The organism is Micromonospora sp. BS32, from assembly GCF_059089345.1.
On sequence record NZ_JBSSHR010000015.1, the window covers coordinates 54,663 to 77,244 of the forward strand.

Below are 22,582 nucleotides of genomic sequence, written 5' to 3' on the forward strand. Positions count from 1 at the left end.
GATAGGCTGGCGGTGCTATGGATTCCCGTACCGGTCTGCCCGTCGTCGGCATGGTGGGCGGTGGCCAACTGGCCCGGATGACCCACCAGGCCGCCATCGCCCTCGGCCAGTCGCTGCGCGTGCTGGCGCTCGCCCCCGACGACGGCGCGGCCCTGGTCGCCGCCGACGTTCAGTACGGCGACCACACCGACCTGGCCGCCCTGCGCACCTTCGCGAAGGCCTGCGACGTGGTCACCTTCGACCACGAGCACGTGCCCACCGAGCACATCCGGGCGCTGGCCGACGAGGGTGTGCGGCTCTTTCCGCCGGCCGACGCGCTGCTGCACGCCCAGGACAAGCGGATCATGCGGGAGCGGCTCGGCGCGCTGGGCGCCCCGAACCCGGCCTGGCGGCCCGTCGCCGTCCCCGCCGACCTGGTCGCCTTCGGCGAGGAGCAGGGCTGGCCGGTGGTGCTCAAGGCGGCCCGCGGCGGCTACGACGGCCGGGGCGTCTGGATGGTCGAAGACGCCGGACAGGCCGCCGAGCTGGCCGCCACGCTGCTCGCCGGTGGCACCTCGCTGATCGTCGAGGAGCGGGTGGCGCTGCGCCGGGAGCTGGCCGTGCAGGTGGCCCGCTCGCCGTTCGGGCAGGTCGCCGCGTACCCGGTGGTCGAGACGGTGCAGCGGGACGGGATCTGCGTCGAGGTGCTCGCCCCCGCGCCGGGTCTGGCCGAGGAGCTGGCGGTGGCCGCTCAGCAGCTCGCCATCGACCTGGCCACCGCGCTCGGCGTGGTCGGGCTGCTGGCGGTGGAGCTGTTCCAGACCGACACGGGTCTGGTCGTCAACGAGCTGGCCATGCGCCCGCACAACTCCGGGCACTGGACCATCGAGGGCGCCCGCACCTCGCAGTTCGAGCAGCACCTGCGGGCGGTGCTCGACTACCCGATGGGGGACACCGCGCCGACCGCCCCGGTCGTGGTGATGGCGAACGTGCTCGGTGGTGAGCCGGGCGGGATCTCCATCGACGAGCGGCTGCACCACCTCTTCGCCGCCGAGCCGGGCGCCAAGGTGCACCTCTACGGCAAGCAGGTGCGCCCCGGCCGCAAGATCGGGCACGTCACGGTGCTCGGCGACGACCTGGACGACGTACGGGCGCGGGCGGCGCGGGCCGTCCGCTGGCTGCGCGAGGGGCACGAGTGAGCGCGCGGTCCCCGCAGCCGTCGACGAAGGGAACCAGCGTGAGCACCGTCGGGCTGATCATGGGCAGCGACTCGGACTGGCCGACGATGAAGGCCGCCGCCGAGGCGCTCGACGAGTTCGAGGTGCCGTACGAGGTGGCCGTGATCTCGGCGCACCGCACCCCGGTCAAGATGATCGAGTACGGCCGGGACGCGGCCGATCGCGGCATCAAGGTGATCATCGCCGGGGCGGGCGGCGCGGCCGCGCTGCCCGGCATGGTCGCCTCGGTGACCCCGCTGCCGGTGATCGGCGTGCCGGTCCCGCTGAAGCACCTCGACGGGATGGACTCCCTGCTCTCCATCGTGCAGATGCCGGCCGGCGTCCCGGTGGCCACCGTGTCGATCGGCAACGCCCGCAACGCCGGGCTGCTCGCCGTCCGCATCCTGGCCGCGAGCGACCCGGCGCTGCTCAAGCGGATGGCCGCCTACCAGGCGAGCCTGGAGGACCTGGTCGCCGAGAAGGACGCCGCCCTCCGCACCTCCCTGGGCTGACGCCGCCCGTCCCGGTCGCCCGCAGGCCCCCAGGCGTGGCGTGCCAGGCTGCCGACACAGCGTCACGGCGCGCCATGGTCACTCTCCGCCAGATTCTCGTCGCCGCGCCTTCGGCTCATTGCATCCTTTGCTCTGCTGCCCAGGAGGCAACACCCAGCCGACCAGCAGAAACGGGACAGGGGTGGCAGCGATCGTGCCTGGCGGCCCTCACCCAGCGTGTCCGTTGCCGTGGGTTAAGCAGAGCAAAGGGTGCGAGGAGGTTGCCCGAGCCGGGCGGTGAGGCAACGTTCCGTGACGGTTCTGCCGCTTTCACCTCATGCCGCGCAGTGCGGTCTGGAGGCGTTCCTGGGCGCGGCGACGCCGCTCGTTGCTCGCCCCGAGCACCAGCAGCACCAGCCCGACCGGGATCAGCACCAGCCACGGCCCGAGGCTGAACAGGGCGTGCACCGCCGCGATCGCGGTCACCGTCGCGCCGACGATCACCGGCGCCTGCTGCCGGCTGGTCGATCCGAAGATCAGCACCGCCACCGCGCCGAGCAGCAGCAGCACCTGCCGCAGCATGCTCGAGTCGGTGGCCAGCACGATGGCCAGCGTCGGCACGAACGCGGTGACCAGTGCCGGCCCGTACGCCACCCAGCTCGTCAGGTCCGGCCGATGTCGCAGTTCGATCACCCCGACCAGCAGGGCAAGCGCCGCGAAGGGCAGGGTGTACGCCTCGGGCAGCGCCACGTCGGCGACCCGCATGAGGATCCACCAGGCGGTGATCTCGCAGGCCACCACCGCCCAGAAGAGGATCTGCCGTTCCATCGGCCGGCGCCCGGGCCGGCTCGCGGCGACCCCGAGCACGGCGCCCCAGGCGGCCAGCAGGGCGGCGATGTGCCGCGGTGAGTCGAAGGCGAGTGCCAGGGCGATGAGCGCGGCGGCGTACCCGCTCCACTCCACGGTGGCCGCCTCGCGTTGTGCCTCCGGTCGACGCAGGCGCGGCAGGGTGGCCGCGAAGACCTGCAACGCCGCCCCGACCGCCAGCACCCCGAACGCCGACCAGACCGCGGCGAGCCCGGCCACCAGGCCGGCGGTGAGCACGAAGAGCTGCGCCATCAGGGAGGCGAAGAGCCAGCCGAGGATGCGGGCCCGCTGGGTGGTGCCGTGGAGCGCGGCAACCGTACCGACGGCCACCGCCCCGCCCAGGGTGATCAGGGTCAGCCGCCGGTCGGCGAGGCCCCCGGCCAGGCCGGCGCTGCCGGCGGCAAGCCCGATGACGAAGACCAGCACCCGGGTGACCCGCAGCGACCGGGCCCGCTCGGCCAGCGGCGGCGGTGGGGTCAGCGCCAGGCCCAGCATCGAGATGGTGAAGACCGACAGGGCGGCCAGGGTGTTCTCCGGCCACGCCCGGCCCAACGCGATCGGGGTGATCAGCAGCGTCACGGCCAGCCCGGGCAGCACCACCGGCACCGCCCGGGACCGCCGTCGGCCGCTGAACCCGGTGGCCGCCAGCGCGGCCGTCGCGGTCAGCAGCAGCGCGGTCAACACGTGTGTCGGGTCCGTCACCTCGGGCGGCGGGGTCAGCAGCTCCGGCGGCGGCCCCTGCCAGACGTGGTTGAGCATCCGGTGCGGCTCGATCAGCGCGACGTAGAGCAGCGGCGCGAGCGAGGCCAGCGCCAGCAGGGTCGGCAGCGCCGCCGCGGCCAGCGCCCCCGCCGCCGGGTTGAGTCGCCAGCGGCGCTCGCCGCCGTCGTCCGGCAGCCGGCGCAGCGCCCCGTCCAGCAGCACCGCCCAGCGGCGTACCGGCTGCGCCGAGCCGACCGGCGGGACGGTGGCCGCCCGGACCAGTTCGGCGAGGACCCCGAGCAGGGCCGCCGCGGCGGCGAACACCCCGGAGGGCAACCGGGCCACGATGGCGCCGAACGCGCTGATCGTCGCGCCGCCGACGATCGCCGCGCTGGCGTACGGCAGGTACTGCGGGACCTGCCTGCGGACGGCGGCCACCCCGGCCAGCCCGAAGCTGGACGCCGCCAGGGCGGCGGTCAGCACCACCTGGGCCGGGTTGCCGAACTCGGCGGCCAGGGCGGCGACCGCGCCGGGCAGCGCCAGCAGTCCGGCGCCCGCCGCGGCGCCGCCGATCTGCACCAGGTGCGGCGGCATCCCCTCGGTTTCGACGTCCTCCACCAGGGACGGGGCGAGCGTCCGGGCGAGGGCCGCGACGGTGAGGCCGATCAGCGCGATGCCGCCCAGCGCCAGCGCGGTGGTCCACGGTCGGACCAGGCCCGCCCCGGCGGCGTGCAGGGCGACCACGCCCGCCGCCGTGGCCCGGGACAGCCCGGCCCGCGGGTCGGCCGAGGCCGCCGAGGCCATCCCCAGGACGGTGGCGACGGTCAGCCCCACCAGCACCGGCGACCACCACGGCAGGTCGAAGGCGGCCGGCGTGCCGATGGTGGCGAGCACCACGGCCGCCCCGGCGACGTCGTACTTCCAGGGCGGCGGCAGCAGAATCCCGGCGGCGACCGCGAGCAGCGCCAGGGCGACCGGGGCCTGCCAGGTCGAGCCTCCGGTCGGGGCGGCCGGCCAGCCGGTCAGGTCGCCGGCCCAGATCGGACCCGGGGTGGCCAGCGCGCCGACCCCGCCGCGCAGGGCCGACCAGCCGGCCAGCACACCGATCAGCGTGGCGCCCGCCGCGATGCCCAGCACCGGCCCGCGCCGCCACTCCTCCGGCATGGCGCGGACGGCGACGGCGACCACCAGCACCAGCCCGGCGGCCACCGCGAGCTGCCCACCGGGCGAGATCACCGCGGTGATTCGGGCGAGCGTGGCGATCAGCGCGGCGGTGACCGCAGCGGCGGCCAGGTCGGCGCCGTCCAGGGCGAGGTCGGAGCGGCGGCCCGCGTCGACCTGGCCGGCGAAGACCACCAGCAGGGTGGCGATCAGCAGCAGCCCGGCCACCCAGGCGTCGGCGGCGGTACGGCCGGGAGCGAAGAAGGCGGCGCCGACGACCGCGAGTGCGCCCAGCCCGGTTCCCACGGCGTGCGGCGGGCTGATGTGTCGCTGCGAGACCTGCACCATCGCGGCGTAGCCGAGGGTGACGCAGACGGCCAGGAAGCTGGCCGCCAGGATCGGCACGGTCAGCTCCCGTAGCACCGCCGGTGTGGGCGTCGGGCCGGCCGGCTCGGTGGCGGCCACGAAGGCAGCCACCGCCCCGGGCAGGGCGAACGCGGCGCCGCCGGCCGCCCAGCCGGAGAGCGTGTCGGCGGCGGCCAGGGCGAGCCGTACCCGGGGGGCCAGCGCCACCAGCACCCCGGCCAGCATGAGGATGGCCAGTGCGGCGGCGGTCAGCGCCGGTCGGCTCAGCGCGGCCGCGGCGCCGATGATCCCCACCACGGTGGCGGTGCCGGCGTGCACCCGCGCGGCCCGGGCGGTGGTCGCGGAGAGCCCCAGCACACCGACGCCGACGGCGGCCAGCACCATCGGCCAGGGCGCCACCGCCCAGCCGAGGCCGAGCGACGCCGGCACGGCGAGCGCGGTCAGCCCGGCGCCGACCACCGCGAACTCCCGGCGGATCTCGGGGGGTAGGGCCAGCACGGCGGCGATGGTGAGCAGCAGGGCGGCCCCCGCGAGCTGCCAGTCGGCCGGGCCGACGGCCGCCGCCAGCTCGGCGGGGAACCGGTCCAGGTCGGCCGACCAGGCGGGCAGCGCCGCCGTGGCGGGGGCCAGGCCGGCCCGCAGCGCGCCGCCGGCGACCACCAGGCCGCTGACCGTGAGCGCCGCGGCCGAGGCGAGCTGCGGCCCGCGCCGGACCGCCTCCGGTACGGCCCGGACGGCCAGCCCGGTGAGCGTGATGACCGCGGCGATGAGCAGCAGGGCCCGCCCGGGGAAGGCGACCGAGGCGATCCGGCCCAGCGCGCCGATCACGGCCAGGGTGAGGATGCCGGCGCCCAGGTCCGGCAGCGGCGGGCGGCGCAGCACCAGCGTCCCCGTCAGGGCCACCGCCGCGGCCAGCAGCAGTGCCGCCCCGGCCCCGGTGGCCGCCGGTACGGTGGTGGCGCGCAGCAGGGCGGTGACCGCGTACGCCAGGGCCAGCGCGACCGCCGCGCCGTGCAGCAGCCAGGTCAGCTGTGGCAGCCACGGCACCGGGCGGACGGCGGCGGCGGCCGGGGTGGCCGTCGTGCCGCCGAGCACCTCGCCGGCCTCCTCGGGCGCCCCCTCGGGCCGGCCGTCGGCGGCGGTGCGCGGTCGGGGCGCGGTCGGCTCCTCGGGCGGGAGGTCCCGGCGGACCGGTCGTTCCATGACCACGCCGGAGCGGGCCAGCCAGAGGTCGAGCACGGCGACCACGGTGAGCGCGAGCGCCCAGCCGCCGGGGCCGGTGACCCGGTCGTACGCGAACAGCGGCAGCACCGGCTGGGCGGCGAGGACCGCCGCGAAGCGGGGTGCGCGCAGGCCGGTGCCGGTGGCGTACCCGAGGGCGACCCCGGCGGTGACCGCGAAGATCACGCCGGAGAAGACCGCGCCGGAGGCGCCACCGCCGCCGATCCGGTCCACCGCCCAGAGCGCGTACCCGGCGAGCGGCACCAGCAGCAGGCCGACCGTGGCGACGGTCTCGGCGGTGGACGTGAGCCCGCGTCGGGCCAGCACCGGCGGCGCGAGCAGCAGCAGCACGGTGGCGACGAGCAGGATGCCGAGCCGGGCCAGCGCGTCCATCGAGCTGGTGGCGACGGCGGCGAAGACCACCGCGGCCACGGCCAGCAGCAGCGCGCCCAGCCCGAGCGGGATGTTCTGCACCTCCCGGGACGACGCCTCCGGCGGGTGCTCCGGGTCGTCGACGTCCAGCCAGGTGGCGGCGGCCCGGGGCCGGGACGGCGGGGGATCCTCCGGCCCGGGCGGGGCGGCGCCCTGCCGGGGCACCCGGGGTGGCGCGCCGGTGGTGGCGGTCGGCGGTCTGCGGTCGGCCTTGCGACGCAGCACCCGGCGCGGGCGGGTGGCCTGCCGGGTCCGCTCCTCACCGGCGTGGGCGAGGATGTCCCGCTGGAAGAGGGCGGCCTGCATCTTGGCGGCGATCTGCCGCTGCTCGGCGAGGATCGCCGCCTCCCGGGCCTTCATCTCCGCGATGGAGCGTTCGATCTCCGCCAGGTGCTCGCGCCACTGCGGCTGCTCGGCGCCGCAGTGCGGGCAGCGGGCCGCCGGCTGGATCTTTCGCCCGCACGAGGAGCACTGAAAGCTCTCCACGACACCCCTCCGCCCGGCCGGCCCGCACTGTGGACTCCCACTGTCGCAGCATGCCTTGAGCCGGCGCGGATTTCGACACCTGGCGCTCCGTCCGGGGCAACAAAAAGCGCGCCGGCCGGGGAGGTGTGCTCCCGGCCGGCGCGTCAGGTCCCGATGTCAGGGGCGGCCCATGCCCCGGTACTCCCAGCCGGCCTGGATCCACAGTGCGGAGTCCAGGCAGTTGCGCCCGTCGACCACCTTGCGGCCGGCGGCCAGCTCGCCGAGGGCGACCGGGTCGGCGTTGCGGAAGTCGGCCCACTCGGTGAGCACGCAGACCAGGTCGGCACCGGTCACCGCGTCGTTCATGCTGGCCTCGTAGGTCAGCTCCGGCGCGACCCGGCGGGCGTTCTCGGTGCCCTGCGGGTCGTAGACGTGCACGTCTGCGCCGGCCTTGGCGAGCAGCGCGGCGACGGCGAGCGCCGGGGCGTCGCGTACGTCGTCGGTGTTGGGCTTGAAGGTCGCGCCGAGCACGGCGATCCGGGTGCCGGAGAAGTCCGGGCCGGCCGGGCCGGACCGGCGGCCGAGCAGGTCGGCGGCGAGCTGGAGGACCCGGGTACGCCGGCGCAGGTTGATCAGGTCGACCTCGTGCAGGAAGCGCAGCGCCTCGCCGGCGCCGAGCTCCTGGGCGCGGGCCTGGAAGGCGCGGATGTCCTTGGGCAGGCAGGCGCCGCCGAAGCCGAGCCCGGCCTGGAGGAACCGGTTGCCGATCCGGGGGTCGTACCCGATCGCCCGGGCCAGCTGGGTGACGTCGCCGCCGGCGGCCTCGCAGACCTCGGCCATCGCGTTGATGAAGGAGATCTTGGTGGCGAGGAAGGCGTTCGCGGCTACCTTGACCAGCTCGGCGGTGGCGAAGTCGGTGACGACCAGGGGCACCTCGCGGTCCTCGGTGGCGGCCAGGTCGAAGACGCCCTTGTGCGCGGCGTAGAGCATGGCGTTGGCCCACTCGCTCTTCACGCCGACCACGATCCGGTTGGGACGCAGCACGTCGTCGACGGCGAAGCCCTCCTGGAGGAACTCGGGGCTCCACGCCACCTCGACGCCCAGGTCGGTGGGGGTGTGCTTGCCGACCAGCTGCTCCACCCACTCGGCGGTGCCCACCGGCACGGTGGACTTGCCGACGATCAGCGCCTTGCGGGTCAGGTGCTGGGCCAGCTTGGTCACCGACGCCTCGACGTACGACAGGTCGGCGCCCATCCCGTCGGCGCGCTGCGGGGTGCCCACGCAGATGAAGTGCACGTCGCCGAAGTCGGCGGTCTCCTGGATGTCCGTGCTGAACCGCAGCCGGCCGGCCGCCAGGTTGCGCCGGAGCAGCTCGTCCAGGCCGGGCTCGTGGATCGGCACCTCACCGGCGTTCAGCTTGGCGATCTTGTCGGCGTCGACGTCGAAGCCGAGGACCTCGTAGCCCAGCTCGGCGTAGCAGATGGCGTACGTGGCGCCGAGGTAGCCGGTGCCGAGGAAGGTGACCCGGGGCCGCGGCGCACCCGAGGGCGGCGTCACCGGGGCGATGGCCGGCACCGGCTGGATGTTCGGGTACGGGATCGTCACGCCTGTCTTCTCCGCTCGCGCTGGCGGCGCTTCGCTGCGTCGCATTCGGCTGCGGCGCCGTGGCCGGGCACCGATGGGAACCTGTCTCTCCTGAGGGTAGTTGTGCCCTGTCGGCGCCTCTCGGGCGCGAGCCTACCCGCCGGTAATGTGCGGCGAACCAGGGTGGCTATCCTTCAGTCTGCGGCGATCGGCTGTCTCCGGACGCCACGGACTGCCGCATGATAGCGGCGAAAGGGGAGGGCTGACATGGCCGCAGAGCAGACGTTCGACGTCTACCGGCTGCCCGAGGAGCACGACGCGATCCGTGAGGCGGTCCGCGAGGTCTGTGACGCGAAGGTGGCCCCCAACGCCGCCGAGGCGGACGAGACCGGCGAGTTCCCCAAGGCGTCGTACGACGCCCTGCGGGCCGCGGACTTCCACGCCCCGCACATTCCCGTCGAGTACGGCGGTGCGGGCGCGGACGCCCTGGCCACGGCGATCGTGATCGAGGAGGTGGCGCGGGCCTGCGCCTCGTCCTCCCTGATCCCGGCGGTCAACAAGCTCGGCACGATGCCGCTGATCCTGGCCGGCTCCGAGGAGCTGAAGCAGAAGTACCTGACCAGGGTCGCCTCGGGCGACGCGATGTTCTCGTACTGCCTCTCCGAGCCGGAGGCGGGCAGCGACGCGGCCTCGATGACCACCAAGGCGGTGCGCGACGGCGACCACTGGGTGCTCAACGGCGTGAAGCGGTGGATCACCAACGCGGGCGTCTCGGAGTACTACACCGTCTTCGCTGTGACCGATCCCACAGCCCGGTCCCGCGGCATCTCCGCGTTCGTGGTGGAGAAGGCCGACGCCGGGGTGAGCTTCGGCGCGCCGGAGAAGAAGCTGGGCATCAAGGGCTCGCCGACCCGCGAGGTCTACCTGGACAACGTGCGGATCCCGGCGGACCGGATGATCGGCGCGGAGGGCACCGGCTTCGCCACCGCGATGCAGACCCTGGACCACACCCGGGTCACCATCGCCGTGCAGGCCGTGGGCATCGCGCAGGGCGCGCTGGACTACGCCAAGGGGTACGTCCAGGAGCGCAAGCAGTTCGGTAAGCCGGTCGCCGACTTCCAGGGCATCCAGTTCATGCTCGCCGACATGGGCATGAAGCTGGAGGCGGCCCGGCAGTTGACGTACGCCGCCGCCGGCAAGTCCGAGCGCGGCGACGCCGACCTGACCTACTTCGGCGCGGCGGCCAAGTGCTTCGCCTCGGACGCCGCCATGGAGATCACCACCGACGCGGTGCAGCTGCTCGGCGGCTACGGCTACACCCGGGACTACCCGGTCGAGCGGATGATGCGGGACGCCAAGATCACCCAGATCTACGAGGGCACCAACCAGGTGCAGCGCATCGTGATGGCCCGGCAGCTGCTCAAGGGCTGAGGCGGGCGCGGACGCGAACTCGGGCGGGCGGGCCGGATCACCGGCCCGCCCGCGGTCGTTCAGCGGGGGTCGGTGGTGCCGCCGGACTGGGCGCCGTAACGCGGCGGCGCGGACCACGGCGACTCGCTCCCGCTGCGCCGGGGCAGCGGGTCGGTGGTGGGCTCCGGGTAGCCGAGGCTGAGCGGGTTGGTGTCCTGCTCGCTCCGGCCACCGGCCGGCGGCCAGTCGGCGAGGGTGAAGGTGTTCTCCGGCGGCGTGTCCGCGGCCGGGGTCAGCTCCGCCCCGGTCGTCGACTCCGGCCAGCGCCGCCAGCGCTGGACGCTGAACACCGCCATCAGTAGCAGCAGGCCGATGAGGAAGAGCGTGCCGTTCTGCACGGGCTGGCGCAGTGGCAGCGGGTCACCGAGCACCTTCCAACCGTCCGGGATCCGGTCGAGCACGGTGAACGGGGCGAGGAACATCCCGACGTAGGGGGTGATCAGCAGCAGCCCGGCGGCGAGGGGGCCGAGCGGCGAGACGCGCAGGGTGCCGAGCAGTCCGAGCAGGATGCCGGCCACGCTGAGGTACACGGCCGGCTCGATCAGGTTGGGCGTGCTGTACGTGCCGATCTCCACCCAGCGGTTCACGGTCCGGCCCGACCCGTCCTGCCCGAGGGTGATCAGCGCCCAGGTGATGGGCGCCACCACCAGCCCGGCGAGGAAGCTCCAGAGATGTCGCATCCGCGCACCGTACCGTTTCCGTCATGACCGAGCACCCCTCCACCCTGCCTGGCAAGCCGACCTCGTACTCGCGCGTCACGCTGAGTCGCATCATGACCGCGGTCGATGTCAATCTGTACGGAACCGTGCACGGTGGGGTACTGATGAAGTTCGTCGACGACGTGGCCGGCGCGGCCGCGGCCCGGCACAGCGGCGGCACGGCGGTCACCGCGTCGATCGACGAGATCGTCTTCTCCGAGCCGGTCCGGGTGGGCGATCTGGTGCACGCGCACGCCCAGGTGAACTGGACGGGCAAGACCTCGATGGAGGTCGGGGTGCGGGTGGTGGCGGAGCGCTGGGACTCGGCCGAGGACGAGCCGGTCCGGGTGGCCACCGCGTACCTGGTCTTCGTCGGGGTGGACGTGGGTGGCGCGCCCCGGGCGGTCCGGCCGGTGCTGCCGGAGACCGCGGAGGACGAGCGCCGGTTCAAGGAGGCGGAGATCCGCCGCGCGCACCGGCTGGCCAAGCGCCGGGCGATCCAGGCCCACCGGGCGGGCTGACCCACACAGCCGGCCGGCCGGGCGTGTGGGCCGGCCACGCCCCCTCACCGGCACCCGGTGCGGAGAATGACGCTTCGAGGTAGGGCAAGATGGCGCCACGGCCCATTCACAGTGTCGTGCGGGGCCTCAGGGAGGGTGGAGCAGTGGGTGACGTGCTGTGGACGCCGCCGGCGGACGTGCGTGAGCGGTCCCGGATCGGGGGCTACCTGCGCTGGTTGCGGGAGAACCGTGGGCTGGAGTTCGCCGACTACGACGCGCTGTGGCGCTGGTCGGTCACCGACCTGGACGCCTTCTGGCGCTCGATCTGGGACCACTTCGAGGTGGTCGCGCACACCCCGCCGACGGCGACCCTGACCGACGCGACGATGCCGGGCGCGCGCTGGTTCCCCGGCGCGACGCTCAACTACGCCGAGAACGTGCTGCGGATGCCCGGCCGGGCCGACGACGACCCGGTGGTGATCGCGCACGGCCAGACCCGCGCGCCGGTCACCCTGACCGCCGCCCAGCTGCGCGAGCAGGTCCGTCGGGTGGCGGCGGGGCTGCGCCGGCTCGGCGTGGTCGCCGGGGACCGGGTGGCGGCGTACGCGCCGAACATCCCGGAGACGTACGTGCTGCTGCTGGCCACCAGCAGCCTGGGCGCGATCTTCTCGTCCTGCGCGCCGGAGTTCGGCACCCGCAGCGTCACCGACCGCTGGCAGCAGATCGAGCCGAAGGTCCTGGTCGCCGTGGACGGCTACCGGTACGGCGACAAGCCGGTGGACCGGCGCGCCGAGGTGGCCGCGATCCGGGCCGCCCTGCCGTCGCTGGAGCACACCGTCGGCATCGCGTACCTCGACCCGGCGGCCGCCTTGCCGGAGGGTGCGCTGGGCTGGGACGAGCTGGCCGCGCCGACCGACGAGCCGCTGGTCTTCACCCCGGTCCCGTTCGACCACCCGCTCTACGTGCTCTACTCCTCCGGCACCACCGGGCTGCCGAAGCCGATCGTGCACGGTCACGGCGGCATCCTGCTGGAGCACCTGAAGATGCTGGCCCTGCACCACGACCTGGGCCCGTCCGACCGGTTCTTCTGGTTCACCACCACCGGCTGGATGATGTGGAACTTCCTGGTCTCCGGCCCGGCGGTGGGGGCGGCGATAGTGCTCTTCGACGGCAACCCGGCCCACCCGGACCTGGGCGCGCTGTGGCGGCTGGCCGAGGAGACCGGCACCACGTACCTCGGCACCTCCGCCCCGTTCCTGCTGGCCTGCCGCAAGGCCGGTCTGGTGCCGAAGGAGATCGCCGACCTCTCCGCGCTGCGCGGGGTCGGCTCGACCGGCGCCCCACTGCCCGCGGAGGGCTTCACCTGGGTGTACGAGACGGTCGGCGACCGCCTCCAGCTCCAGTCCCTCTCCGGCGGCACGGACGTCTGCACCGGTTTCGTCGGCGGGGTGCCGCTGCTGCCGGTGCACGCCGGGGAGATCACCTGCCGGGCGCTCGGCGCGAAGGTGGAGGCCCGCTCGGCCGACGGCACGCCGGTCATCGGCGAGCTGGGCGAGCTGGTGATCACGGCGCCGATGCCGAGCATGCCGGTGGGCTTCTGGAACGACCCGGACGGCCGCCGCTACTCCGAGGCGTACTTCGAGGTCTATCCCGGGGTGTGGCGGCACGGCGACTGGATCACCATCAACGAGCGGGGCGGCTGCGTGATCACCGGCCGTTCCGACGCCACCCTGAACCGGGGCGGCGTCCGCCTCGGCACCGCCGAGTTCTACTCCGTGGTGGAGGGGCTGGACGAGGTCGTCGACTCGGTGGTGGTGCACCTGGAGGACGACGAGGGCGGCGCCGGCGAACTGCTGCTCTTCGTGGTCCTCGCCGAGGGCCTGGAGCTCGACGACGCGTTGCGGAAGAAGATCTGCCGCGAGCTGCGTACCGCCCTGTCGCCGAGGCACGTCCCCGACGAGATCCACCAGGTCAGGGCCGTCCCGCGCACCCTCTCAGCCAAGAAGCTGGAGGTGCCGGTCAAGAAGATCCTCACCGGCACCCCGGTGGACAGCGCCGCGGCCAAGGGCGCCCTGGCCAACCCCGAGTCGCTGACGGCCTTCGCCGCCTTCGCCCAACGCCGCGCCGAGAGCGACACCCCCAGCCCCGCCTGAGCTCAGGTGAGGGTGCGGGTGACCTTCTCCGAGGTGGCCCGGGACCCGACCCGGGCCCGGTCGAGGTTGCCGCAGAGGACGACCGTCGCGCGGGCGGTCAGCGGGGCGAGCAGCCAGTCGACCGGGTCCGGGTGGGTGGCGGTGTCGATGAGTACGCGGTCGCCGGGGGCGACGCCCAGGTCCGCGGCCCGAGCTCGGGCGCGGGCCAGCAGGTCGGCGTCGGCCGGACCGGCCTGGGGGTACGGGGTGAAGTGGTCGCCGTGGGTGCGCACCTCGGACACGAAGTCGGCGAAGCCCTCCGGCACCTGCCGCATCGGCAGGGCGAACGGGTCGAGCGCCAGCACGTAGCGGTCGCCGGCCGACCAGTCGCCGGCCTCGGCGACCCGGCCGGCTGCGGCGAAGAGCACGTCCACGTCGCCCGGCGTGTCGGTCACCGTCAGCTTGGCCGACCAGCAGCCGAGCAGCACCGCGGCGGTCTGCCAGTGCGGCGGCAGCAGCACCCCGGCCGGGTCGCCGGGGGAGAGGGCCAGCTCGTCGACGAGCAGGTTGGCGGTCTTGGCCACCCAGTTGGCCAGGGTGGCGCCGGAGAGCTCGGTGCGCTCCCCGGTCGCGTCGTCGTACCAGGTCAGCAGCGGTCGGGTCGGATCGGACGCGATCGCGTCGGCGAACACCCGGGCAATGTTGTCGGCCATCGACGCGAACGATACGCCGCCAGCACCCGTACCCGACGATGACAAGTCGGCGTACCGTCGGGTCGCAGTCAGCGTCCCACCCGGGCTCCGGCGTAGGCTTGCCCCGCAGTGTCGTTGCCCACAGACCCGCCAGTTCAAGGAGTCGCCCCGTGACCGCCGGTCGCCCGCCCCGCGTGCTCATCGACGCCACGAGTGTCCCCGCCGACCGCGGTGGTGTCGGTCGATACGTCGACGGCCTGCTCGGCGCCCTGGGCGCCGTCTCCGGGCAGGGGGTGGACCTGGTCGTGGTCAGCCTCCGCACCGACCTGGAGCGCTACACCCGGATGCTGCCGGGGGCGGAGGTCATCCCGGCTCCGGCCGCGGTGGCGCACCGCCCGGCGCGGCTCGCCTGGGAGCAGACCGGCCTGCCGCTGCTGGCCCAGCAGGTCGGCGCCGAGGTGCTGCACTCGCCCTTCTACACCTGCCCGCTGCGGGCCGGCTGCCCGGTCACGGTGACCGTGCACGACGCGACCTTCTTCACCGAGCCGGAGCACTACGACAAGTCCCGCCGGACGTTCTTCCGCAGCGCCATCAAGACCTCGCTGCGTCGGGCCGACCGGGTGATCGTGCCGAGCAAGGCCACCCGGGACGAGCTGATCCGCCTGCTCGACGCCGACCCGACCCGGATCGACGTGGCCTACCACGGGGTGGACCAGTCGGCCTTCCACGCGCCCAGCGAGGAGGAGAAGGCCCGGGTCCGGGCCCGCCTCGGCCTGGGCGGCAGCAGCTACATCGCCTTCCTCGGGGCCAAGGAGCCCCGCAAGAACGTGCCCAACCTGATCCGTGGCTGGGCGCGGGCGGTCGGCGACCGGGAGGACCCGCCGGCCCTGGTGGTCGCGGGCGGCCAGGGGCACGACGACGACATCGACCGCGCGGTCGCCGAGGTCCCCTCGCACCTGCGCCTGCTCCGCCCGGGCTACCTGCGCTACGCCGACCTGCCCGGCTTCCTCGGTGGCGCGCTGGTGGCCGCCTACCCGTCGTACGGCGAGGGCTTCGGCCTGCCGATCCTGGAGGCGATGGCCTGCGCCGCCCCGGTGCTGACCACCCCGCGGCTCTCCCTGCCGGAGGTGGGCGGCGACGCGGTCGCCTACACCAGCGAGGACCCGGAGCAGATCGCCACCGACCTGGCCGCTCTCCTCGACGACGAGCAGCGCCGGTTGGCGCTGGCCAAGGCGGGTTTCGATCGGGCCAAGGAGTTCACCTGGGAGTCCAGCGCCGAGGTGCACATCGCGGCGTGGAGCCGGGCCCGTTCCTGAGCGTGCGCTGCCGGTACGGGCGACCCGACGGTTGGCCCGTGGCGGTTCGGGCATGATGTGCGGGTGATTTACGCCGTCATCCCGGCGGGTGGCAGCGGCACGAGGTTGTGGCCGCTGTCCCGCGCGGGGCACCCCAAGTTCCTCCACCCGCTCACCGGAAGCAGCGCCTCGCTGCTCCAGGCGACCGTGGACCGGCTGGCGCCACTGGCCACGCCGGGCTGCACGCTGGTCGTCACCGGGGCCGCGCACGCGGCGGCGGTGGCCCGGCAGCTGACCGTGCTGCCGGAGGAGAACATCCTGGTGGAGCCCTCGCCCCGGGATTCCTGCGCGGCGATCGCGCTGGCCGCCGCGGTGATCGCGGTGCGCGACCCCGAGGCGGTGATGGGATCCTTCGCGGCCGACCACCTGATCCGGGACACCGCGGCCTGGGTGGAGACGGTCCGCGCGGCGGTCCGCGGGGCCGAGCAGGGGCTGCTGATGACGGTCGGGATCACCCCGACCCACGCGGAGACCGGGTACGGCTACCTGGAGACCGGCGCGCCCACCGGCGACGGGCTGCTGCGGCCGGTGATCGAGTTCAAGGAGAAGCCGGCCGCGCCGGTGGCCGAGGCGTACCTGCGCTCCGGCCGGCACCTCTGGAACGCCAGCATGTTCGTCTGGCGGGTCGACGTCTTCCTCGCCGAACTGGCCCGGCAGCAGCCGGCCCTGCACGCCGGCGTCACCACGATCGCCGCCGCCTGGGGCACCCCCGAGCAGGACGAGGCGCTCGGCGCCGTCTGGCCGACTTTGCCGAAGATTTCCGTGGACTACGCGGTGATGGAGGGCGCGGCGACCGCCGGCCGGGTGGCCACCGTGCCCGGGGACTTCGGCTGGAACGACGTGGGTGACTTCCACACCCTCGGCGACGTGCTCCCCGCCGATGCGGCGGGCAACGTGGTGCTGGGCACCGACGCCAAGCCGGGCGTCCTGCTGCACGACTGCGCCGGCCTGGTGGTGGTGCCGCAGTCCGGGCGCCTGGTGGCCGCCCTCGGGCTGCGGGACGTGATCGTGGTGGACACCCCGGACGCGGTGCTGGTCTGCCCGCGCGACCGAGCCCAGGACGTCAAGCTGCTGGTGGACGACCTGAAGGCGCGCGGCGAGGAGGGCCTGGTCTGAGCCGCGGCGCGGCCGGGGTCAGCCCCGGCGGCGGGCCAGCGCGGCCAGTGCCGGGGCGACCAGTTGGGCGGTACCCCCGGCCAGCGGCTCCGGCAGCCGGTCGGGCCGGAACCAGCCCAGCGCCTCGGACTCGTCGCTGACCCGTTCCACCGCGCCGGACGGGGCGACGACCGCGAACCGGACGTCGTGGTGCAGCGAGCCGCCGTGGCAGGCCACCGGGTGGATGTCCACGTCGATCGGTACCGGGTCGATGACCAGGCCGGCGATGCCGGACTCCTCGGTCGCCTCGCGGAGCGCGGCGCCGGCGAGCGTCCGGTCGGTCGGCTCGCAGTGCCCGCCGAGCTGCGCCCAGCGGCGGAACTTCCCGTGCAGGCAGAGCAGCACCCGGGTGCCGTCGGCGTCGAGCACCAGGGCGCTGGCGGTGACGTGCCCGGCGCGATGGGCCCGGTCCATCGTCACCGGGCCCGCCGCCAGCAGCTCCACGGTACGGTCCCGGGCCGCCGCGGCGGCGGGGCTGGTCGGCTCCCAGCCGGTGAGCAGCGCGACCGCGTCCGCGTGCAGCAGGTCGGTCGGCGAGGCGGCGGCGGTCGGGCCGGTGGCAGGCAGGATGTCGGGCACCGGACACTCTACGAGCGCGGCCTCCGTACCCTGTCCCGGTGACCCTGCGACTCGTCGAGTTCGTCGTGTCCGGCAACGAGGCCAGCGACCTGTTGCCGGTCCGTTCCCCGGCGCTGCTGCGGGCGTACGGCGCCCGCCGGGGCTTCTGGACGGTGCTGGACGAGGGGCCGGTGGAGCGCTGCCTGGCCCTGCTGTTCGAGCGCGCGGACGGTGAGTGGGTCGCCCACCACGTACCGGCCGACGCGGGGGCGGAGAACGCCCGCACCGAGGACGGTGAGGCGCTGGCCCACCACGACGGCTGGGTGTACGTCTTCGGCTCCCACTTCGGATCCAAGGCCGGCCCGTTGCGCCCCCGCCGGGCCTTCGTGGCCCGGTTCCGGGAGGACGACGCGGCGGCCGGCACCCTGCAGGTGCAGGTGGTGCGGAACCGGTTCCGGCTGCACCGCGCGATCAACGACGCGCTGCTGAAGGCGGCGTTCACCCCGTTGCCGCCGGGTGACCGGGTGCGGGACCGGTTCATCGTGGAGACGCTGGCCCGGGGCACGTCCCGGTCGAAGAGCTGGGTGACCCGGCTGACCGCGGACGACCTGCCGCTGAACGTGGAGGCGGCCACCTTCACCCCGGACGGCACGGTGCTGCTCGGCCTCCGCTTCCCGGTGACCGCCGACGGCGAGCCGATCCTGGTCGAACTGGCCGGCGTGCCGGAGATGTTCACCAGCGGCGGGGGCTGGCCGCGGGCCGGCCGGGCGTACGCGGTGACCGGGGTGACCCCGCCGGGTGCGCTGGTCGGCTTCCGGGCCGTCACGCCCACCCCGGACGGCGGGTACGCGGCGGTGATCGGCTCGATCGACGCCCTGGGCAAGGGCTCGGTGCTGCTCGACGAGCATCCGGCCGGTGGTCCGGTGACCTCCCGGCACGTCCGGTTCAGCTGGCCGCCGGCCGACGACGGGCACCGGGTCGACGCGGAGCTGGTGGCGGAGCTGGCCCCGTTCCACCACGTGGAGGGGCTGGCCGAGTCGGACGGGCGGTGCTTCTACGTCACCGACGAGGACCACCGGGTCGCGCTCTGGATCGGCTGACCGGCCCGGCGCCGGACGGACGCCCGGGCGACACCTCTGCGGAGGTGAGGCCGCAGACCCTCGTGGTGCCGCCCGGACGTCGATCCTGATCCCCAGGTCACCCGGGCGTGGCAGTGGAGACCCCTTCGCACGCCGTACCGGGCAACAGCAGCATGTCAACCGCCGGCGCCGGGCGTCGAGGTCTTTCACTCCACGCTTAAAAGTGGAGATAAGTGCCGGCGGGTACAGTGCGAGAGGTTGGTGGGTTCCCCCTCCACCCGCCGCAGGAGAGCGCTTCCATGCTGACGATCCACTTCACCCGGGAGGACGTGCTCCGCACCCGGGTCGCGCCCGGCGCGGACCCGGTCTGGGAGCTCGTCCTCAGCCTGCACCTGCTCCAGGGGCGCAGCCGCGACCCGCTGACCACCCCCTGGCAGCAGGGCGTCGCCCGACAGTTGCGCCAGGACCCGGCCTCCGACCAGTTCCGGCTGCTCTTCGCGCTGAACCCGCCGCGCGGCTACTTCCCCGACTTCCTCACCCCGTACGCCAGCCTGGCCGGCTTCGAGGCGGGGCTGGAGGCGGTCCGCTCCACCCCGGCCGGGCTGCTGCGCCGGGATCTCACCCTGCTGGCCGGCGACAATTCGCTGCCCGCCTCCGCCGCCGGGCTGGCCCGGGGCGAGCCGGAGATGCTGCGCCACCTGACCGACTCGATGGAGCGGTACCGGTCGGTGGCGATCGGGCCGTTCTGGGCGCGGATCCAGGCGGCGGTGGAGGCCGATCGCGCCCGCCGGGCCCGGGCGATGCTGGACGGGGGAGCGGAGGGGCTGCTGGCCAGCCTACGGCCGACCATGCGCTGGGCGGCCGACGTGCTGGAGGTGCCGGACTATCCGCACAGCCGGGAGCTGCACCTCGACGGCCGGGGGCTGTTGCTGGTCCCGTCGTTCTTCTGCGCGCGTACCCCGGTGGCGCTGCTCGACGCCGCGCTGCCGCCGGTGCTGGTCTACCCGGTGGACCGATTGGGCGGGTTGGCGCCGGCACCCGGCGAGGGGGCCGGCCCGGGCGGCGACGGGTCGGGGCGGGAGGCGCTGGCCGCGCTGCTCGGCCGGACCCGGGCCGCGGTGCTGGAGGCCAGCGACGACGGCTGCACCACCGGCGAGGTGGCCCGCCGGCTGCACATCTCGCCGGCCGCCGCCAGCCAGCACACCGCGGTGCTGCGCAACGCCGGGCTGCTGGTCAGCCAGCGGGACCGCAACACGGTGCTGCACACGCTGACCCCGCTCGGCCGGGCCATGCTGGACGCCTGACCCGGCCGGTCGGGCCGGCGCGGGTCAGATCGCCAGGCAGGCGCTGGCCGTGCTGCCCGTCGGGGGCGGCAGCAGCGTCGAGCCGATCCCCTCGGCGGCCAGCGCGGTACGCAGCCGTTGCAGGTCGGCCCCGAACCGGACCAGGTCCGGCTGGTCGACCGGGGTCGGCGCCGCGCCCAGCACCAGGCCGGTGGCGTCGGCCGGCCAGCCGTCGACGCTCGACACCAGTCCGGCGCGTACCTCGTCGTCGGTGACGTGGGTGAAGGCCGTGCCGGGCACGATCACGTCGGCCACCGCGGCGATGGCCCGGGCCACCGCCGCCGGGTCCGGCGGCGTGCCACCGGGCCCCGGATCGGCGGTCGCGGCGGACCGCAGGCCGTCCGCCCGCGCCTCGGCGGTGCCCAGCGAGAAGAGGTCCAGCTCGCTCTCCCGGACCAGCGCGGACGCCCCGGCGCCGTCGTCGGGTCGGACGGCGGGCAGGTAGCCGCGGACCACCGCGACCGGCACCTGATCGCACTTGCCCTTGATCAGCTCACCGGCGCCCGCCAGCTCGTCCACCACGGCCATCTGGGTCAGTTGCAGCTCGTTGCCGTACGGGTCGACCTCGCCCCGGTGGTCCCGGATCGCGGCCATCCCGGCCACGCCGAGCGCCACGTCCGTCAGCCCGTTGCGCCAGGGGCGGCCCATGGTGTCGCTGATGATCACCGCGACGTCGACGTCGTAGCGGTCGCGCAGCGCGGCGCGCAGCGCCCGGGCCGAGGCGTCCGGGTCCTCCGGCAGCAGCACCAGCCGGGTCTTGTCGACGTTGGACGCGTCGATGCCGGCGGAGGCCATCACGAACCCGTGGTGGGTCTGCACGATCCGGGTCGGGCCGCGGCTGGCCACCACCCGGGCGGTCTCCGCGGCCAGCACCTCGTCCCGGGCGGCGAGCCGCTCCGGCCCGTCGGCCGGCACGTCCACCAACCGTCCCTCCGCCTTCGACACGATCTTGCTGGTCACCACCAGCACGTCGCCGTCGCGCAGCCACGGCGCGGCGGTCGCGATCATCGCCGCCAGGTCGTCGCCCTCGGTCACGTCGCCGATGCCCGGCACCGGCAGGATCTCCAGCCTCACACCAGCTCCAATGCGGCGCGGACCATCTGCGCGGTCGCCGCCTCGTCGGTCATCCGCAACGGCACGGCACGCACCGTCACCCCCGGCACCACCGCGCCCTCGTCCTCCGGCGCGACCAGCCAGCCGTCGAGCAGGCCGCCGTCGCCGCGCCCGCCGTAGAGCCGGCCCACGCCGCCGGCGCTGCACTCCACGCCGAGCACCGAGAGGCAGCGATCGGCCATGCCGCGCACCGGGGCGTCACCGATGATCGGGGAAACCCCGACCACCCGCGCCGGGCCCTGTGCGACCGCGTCCCGCAGGCCGGGCACGGCCAGCACCGGGGCGACGCTCACCACCGGGTTGCTCGGCGCGATCAGCACCACGTCGGCGCCGGCGACCGCCTCCAGCACCCCGGGAGCCGGTTTGGCCTGCTCCGCGCCGACGAAGACGAACCGGTGGGTGGGGATTTCCGCTCGGTACCGGACCCACCACTCCTGGAAGTGGATCACCCGCTGGCCGCCGTCGAGGTCGACCACCACGTGCGTCTCCAGCCGGTCGTCGGTCGCCGGTAGCAGGCGTACGCCGGGCTGCCAGCGGGTGCCCAACGCCTCGGTCACCGCCGAGAGCGGGTACCCGGCGTTGAGCATGGTGCTGCGGACCAGGTGGGTGGCGATGTCCTTGTCGCCCAGCCCGAACCAGGTTGGCTCGGCCCCGTACGCGGCCAGCTCCTCCTTGACCGTCCAGGTCTCGCCGACCCGGCCCCAGCCCCGTTCCGGGTCGGCGCCGCCGCCCAGGGTGTACATGACGCTGTCCAGGTCGGGGCAGACCTTCAGCCCGTGCAGGAGCAGGTCGTCGCCGACGTTGACCACGGCGGTCACCTCGGCGCCCACCTCCCGGGCGTACGCCCGGACGCCGAGCAGGAATCGGGCACCCCCGATGCCGCCGGTCAGAACCACGATGCGCATGCCGTCCATCCTCGCGCACGGGCCGCCTACCGTCCGTCGGTGGCCCGGGAGACTAGGCTCACGTCGGCACCTGTCCGTTTCGCCCCCGAGGGAGAGCTCGTGACCAGCCCCGCCGAGCCCGCGCCGACCGCCGCGTCGCAGGCCCGCCAGCTCACCGCCCCACTGCGCGAACTGGCCGCGCTCGTGCTGCTCGGCGCGAACGCCGTCCTGCTCTTCGTCGGCTTCGTCCGGCTGCTCGTCCCGACCTCGGGCTACAGCACCTTCTCGGGCCGGGCCGGCAGCGAGTTCTTCTCCTTCGTGGGCGTCGAGTCGACGGTGCTGCCGCTGCTGGCCGTGCTGCTCGCCACGCACGTGAACCCGGTGCTGCCCCGGGCGAAGCAGATCACCCAGATGGCGGTCGGCGAGTACGCCTTCGGTGCGCTGTTCGGGACGCTGACCTTCCTGATCTGGCTGGTCGACCGGCTGGCCAAGGGGGAGGTGCTGGACGCCCTGCTCGGCATGCTGACCCGGGCCGCCTGGTTCGGGGTCTTCGCGGTGGCCGCCTTCGTCGTCTACCGGGTCTGGCGGACGCTCTACTTCGTCCCCAGGCCCAAGCCGCAGCCCGGCGTCTACGGCCAGCCCCAGCCGGGTTGGCCGCAGCAGCCCGGCCCGGCCGGCTACGGCGTTCCCGGCCAGCCCGGCTACGGCGTTCCCGGCCAGCCCGGCTACGGCGTTCCCGGCCAGCCCGGCGGCTACCCGGCCGCCGGCCAGTACGGTCACCCGGCCCCTGCCTCGGCTCCGCCGTTCGCCGCCCCGCAGTCCGGCCCGCCGTCGACTCCCTCGTTCGGGGGCGGGCCGCAGGCCGGGTCGCCGTTCGGCGGGTCCAACACGGCTCCGCCGTTCGGGCAGCCACCGTCGGCCGACCCCACCCAGACCATCCCGCGGCAGCCGGCCGACGCCGGAACGCGGCCGCCCTCGCCGGCCGACGAGGCCGACCGGACCCAGCGCCTGCACCGGGACGACCCGAACTTCCCCCGCTGACCATCAGGCCCGTCGCCGTGCTGCCGGTGCCGGCGGCCTGTCCCGGTGCGATGACCGGCCGCCGTCCCCCGGTGCGG

General features: G+C 74.7%; 17 protein-coding genes. 10 read left to right on the top strand and 7 right to left on the bottom strand.

Annotated features, from left to right (window positions below; genetic code table 11):
* The first annotated feature begins 17 nt into the window (after positions 1-17).
* Both AC5RWQ_RS21530 and purE read left to right on the top strand, forming a co-directional pair.
* On the top strand, positions 18-1,178 hold the full coding sequence (locus AC5RWQ_RS21530; RefSeq protein WP_494284485.1) for a 5-(carboxyamino)imidazole ribonucleotide synthase: 1,161 nt from the start codon (positions 18-20) through the stop codon (positions 1,176-1,178).
* A 38-nt stretch (positions 1,179-1,216) separates the two neighbouring features.
* On the top strand, positions 1,217-1,708 hold the full coding sequence (gene purE / locus AC5RWQ_RS21535; RefSeq protein ID WP_494284486.1) for a 5-(carboxyamino)imidazole ribonucleotide mutase: 492 nt from the start codon (positions 1,217-1,219) through the stop codon (positions 1,706-1,708).
* 309 nt (positions 1,709-2,017) lie between these two features.
* Here the strand turns inward: purE and AC5RWQ_RS21540 are convergent, their stop codons facing one another.
* Both AC5RWQ_RS21540 and AC5RWQ_RS21545 read right to left on the bottom strand, forming a co-directional pair.
* Positions 2,018-6,922, bottom strand: coding sequence for an SCO7613 C-terminal domain-containing membrane protein (locus AC5RWQ_RS21540; protein ID WP_494284487.1), 4,905 nt, complete (start codon positions 6,920-6,922; stop codon positions 2,018-2,020).
* Between the two features lie 156 nt (positions 6,923-7,078).
* Positions 7,079-8,506, bottom strand: coding sequence for a UDP-glucose dehydrogenase family protein (locus AC5RWQ_RS21545; protein ID WP_494284488.1), 1,428 nt, complete (start codon positions 8,504-8,506; stop codon positions 7,079-7,081).
* 246 nt (positions 8,507-8,752) lie between these two features.
* Here AC5RWQ_RS21545 and AC5RWQ_RS21550 point away from each other — a divergent pair, with 246 nt between their 5' ends.
* Positions 8,753-9,916 (top strand): acyl-CoA dehydrogenase family protein, encoded by a 1,164-nt coding sequence (locus AC5RWQ_RS21550; RefSeq protein ID WP_494284489.1) that lies wholly within the window; start codon positions 8,753-8,755, stop codon positions 9,914-9,916.
* A gap of 59 nt (positions 9,917-9,975) precedes the next feature.
* On the opposite strand, the gene AC5RWQ_RS21555 is transcribed toward AC5RWQ_RS21550, so the two are convergent.
* Positions 9,976-10,635 (bottom strand): hypothetical protein, encoded by a 660-nt coding sequence (locus AC5RWQ_RS21555; RefSeq protein ID WP_494284490.1) that lies wholly within the window; start codon positions 10,633-10,635, stop codon positions 9,976-9,978.
* A 23-nt stretch (positions 10,636-10,658) separates the two neighbouring features.
* Between AC5RWQ_RS21555 and AC5RWQ_RS21560 the strand changes: the two genes are divergently transcribed.
* Both AC5RWQ_RS21560 and AC5RWQ_RS21565 read left to right on the top strand, forming a co-directional pair.
* Positions 10,659-11,174, top strand: coding sequence for an acyl-CoA thioesterase (locus tag AC5RWQ_RS21560; RefSeq protein ID WP_494284491.1), 516 nt, complete (start codon positions 10,659-10,661; stop codon positions 11,172-11,174).
* Positions 11,175-11,317: 143 nt separating this feature from the next.
* Positions 11,318-13,306: an acetoacetate--CoA ligase gene (locus AC5RWQ_RS21565; protein WP_494284492.1), complete on the top strand. Its 1,989-nt coding sequence runs from the start codon at positions 11,318-11,320 to the stop codon at positions 13,304-13,306.
* Positions 13,307-13,308: 2 nt separating this feature from the next.
* Here the strand turns inward: AC5RWQ_RS21565 and AC5RWQ_RS21570 are convergent, their stop codons facing one another.
* Positions 13,309-13,998, bottom strand: a complete 690-nt coding sequence (locus tag AC5RWQ_RS21570; protein ID WP_494284493.1) for a TIGR03089 family protein — start codon at positions 13,996-13,998, stop codon at positions 13,309-13,311.
* 149 nt (positions 13,999-14,147) lie between these two features.
* Here AC5RWQ_RS21570 and AC5RWQ_RS21575 point away from each other — a divergent pair, with 149 nt between their 5' ends.
* A complete protein-coding gene (locus AC5RWQ_RS21575) occupies positions 14,148-15,293 on the top strand; it encodes a glycosyltransferase family 4 protein (protein WP_494284494.1) in 1,146 nt (381 codons plus the stop codon).
* Between the two features lie 63 nt (positions 15,294-15,356).
* On the top strand, positions 15,357-16,448 hold the full coding sequence (locus tag AC5RWQ_RS21580) for a mannose-1-phosphate guanylyltransferase (protein WP_494284495.1): 1,092 nt from the start codon (positions 15,357-15,359) through the stop codon (positions 16,446-16,448).
* Positions 16,449-16,466: 18 nt separating this feature from the next.
* On the opposite strand, the gene AC5RWQ_RS21585 is transcribed toward AC5RWQ_RS21580, so the two are convergent.
* On the bottom strand, positions 16,467-17,054 hold the full coding sequence (locus tag AC5RWQ_RS21585; protein WP_494284565.1) for an NUDIX hydrolase: 588 nt from the start codon (positions 17,052-17,054) through the stop codon (positions 16,467-16,469).
* A gap of 50 nt (positions 17,055-17,104) precedes the next feature.
* Here AC5RWQ_RS21585 and AC5RWQ_RS21590 point away from each other — a divergent pair, with 50 nt between their 5' ends.
* Positions 17,105-18,145, top strand: coding sequence for a hypothetical protein (locus AC5RWQ_RS21590; RefSeq protein WP_494284496.1), 1,041 nt, complete (start codon positions 17,105-17,107; stop codon positions 18,143-18,145).
* Positions 18,146-18,423: 278 nt separating this feature from the next.
* Positions 18,424-19,428: an ArsR/SmtB family transcription factor gene (locus AC5RWQ_RS21595; protein WP_494284497.1), complete on the top strand. Its 1,005-nt coding sequence runs from the start codon at positions 18,424-18,426 to the stop codon at positions 19,426-19,428.
* A gap of 24 nt (positions 19,429-19,452) precedes the next feature.
* Here AC5RWQ_RS21595 and AC5RWQ_RS21600 read toward each other — a convergent pair whose 3' ends face one another.
* Both AC5RWQ_RS21600 and cofD read right to left on the bottom strand, forming a co-directional pair.
* Positions 19,453-20,541 (bottom strand): coenzyme F420-0:L-glutamate ligase, encoded by a 1,089-nt coding sequence (locus AC5RWQ_RS21600; protein WP_494284498.1) that lies wholly within the window; start codon positions 20,539-20,541, stop codon positions 19,453-19,455.
* The gene (cofD, locus tag AC5RWQ_RS21605; RefSeq protein ID WP_334488890.1) at positions 20,538-21,485 is read right to left on the bottom strand and encodes a 2-phospho-L-lactate transferase; all 948 of its coding nucleotides are present in this window, start codon (positions 21,483-21,485) and stop codon (positions 20,538-20,540) included. Before cofD ends, AC5RWQ_RS21600 begins: the two co-directional genes overlap by 4 nt.
* A 99-nt stretch (positions 21,486-21,584) precedes the next feature.
* Here cofD and AC5RWQ_RS21610 point away from each other — a divergent pair, with 99 nt between their 5' ends.
* Positions 21,585-22,505, top strand: coding sequence for a hypothetical protein (locus AC5RWQ_RS21610; RefSeq protein ID WP_494284499.1), 921 nt, complete (start codon positions 21,585-21,587; stop codon positions 22,503-22,505).
* The last annotated feature ends 77 nt before the right edge of the window (positions 22,506-22,582 follow it).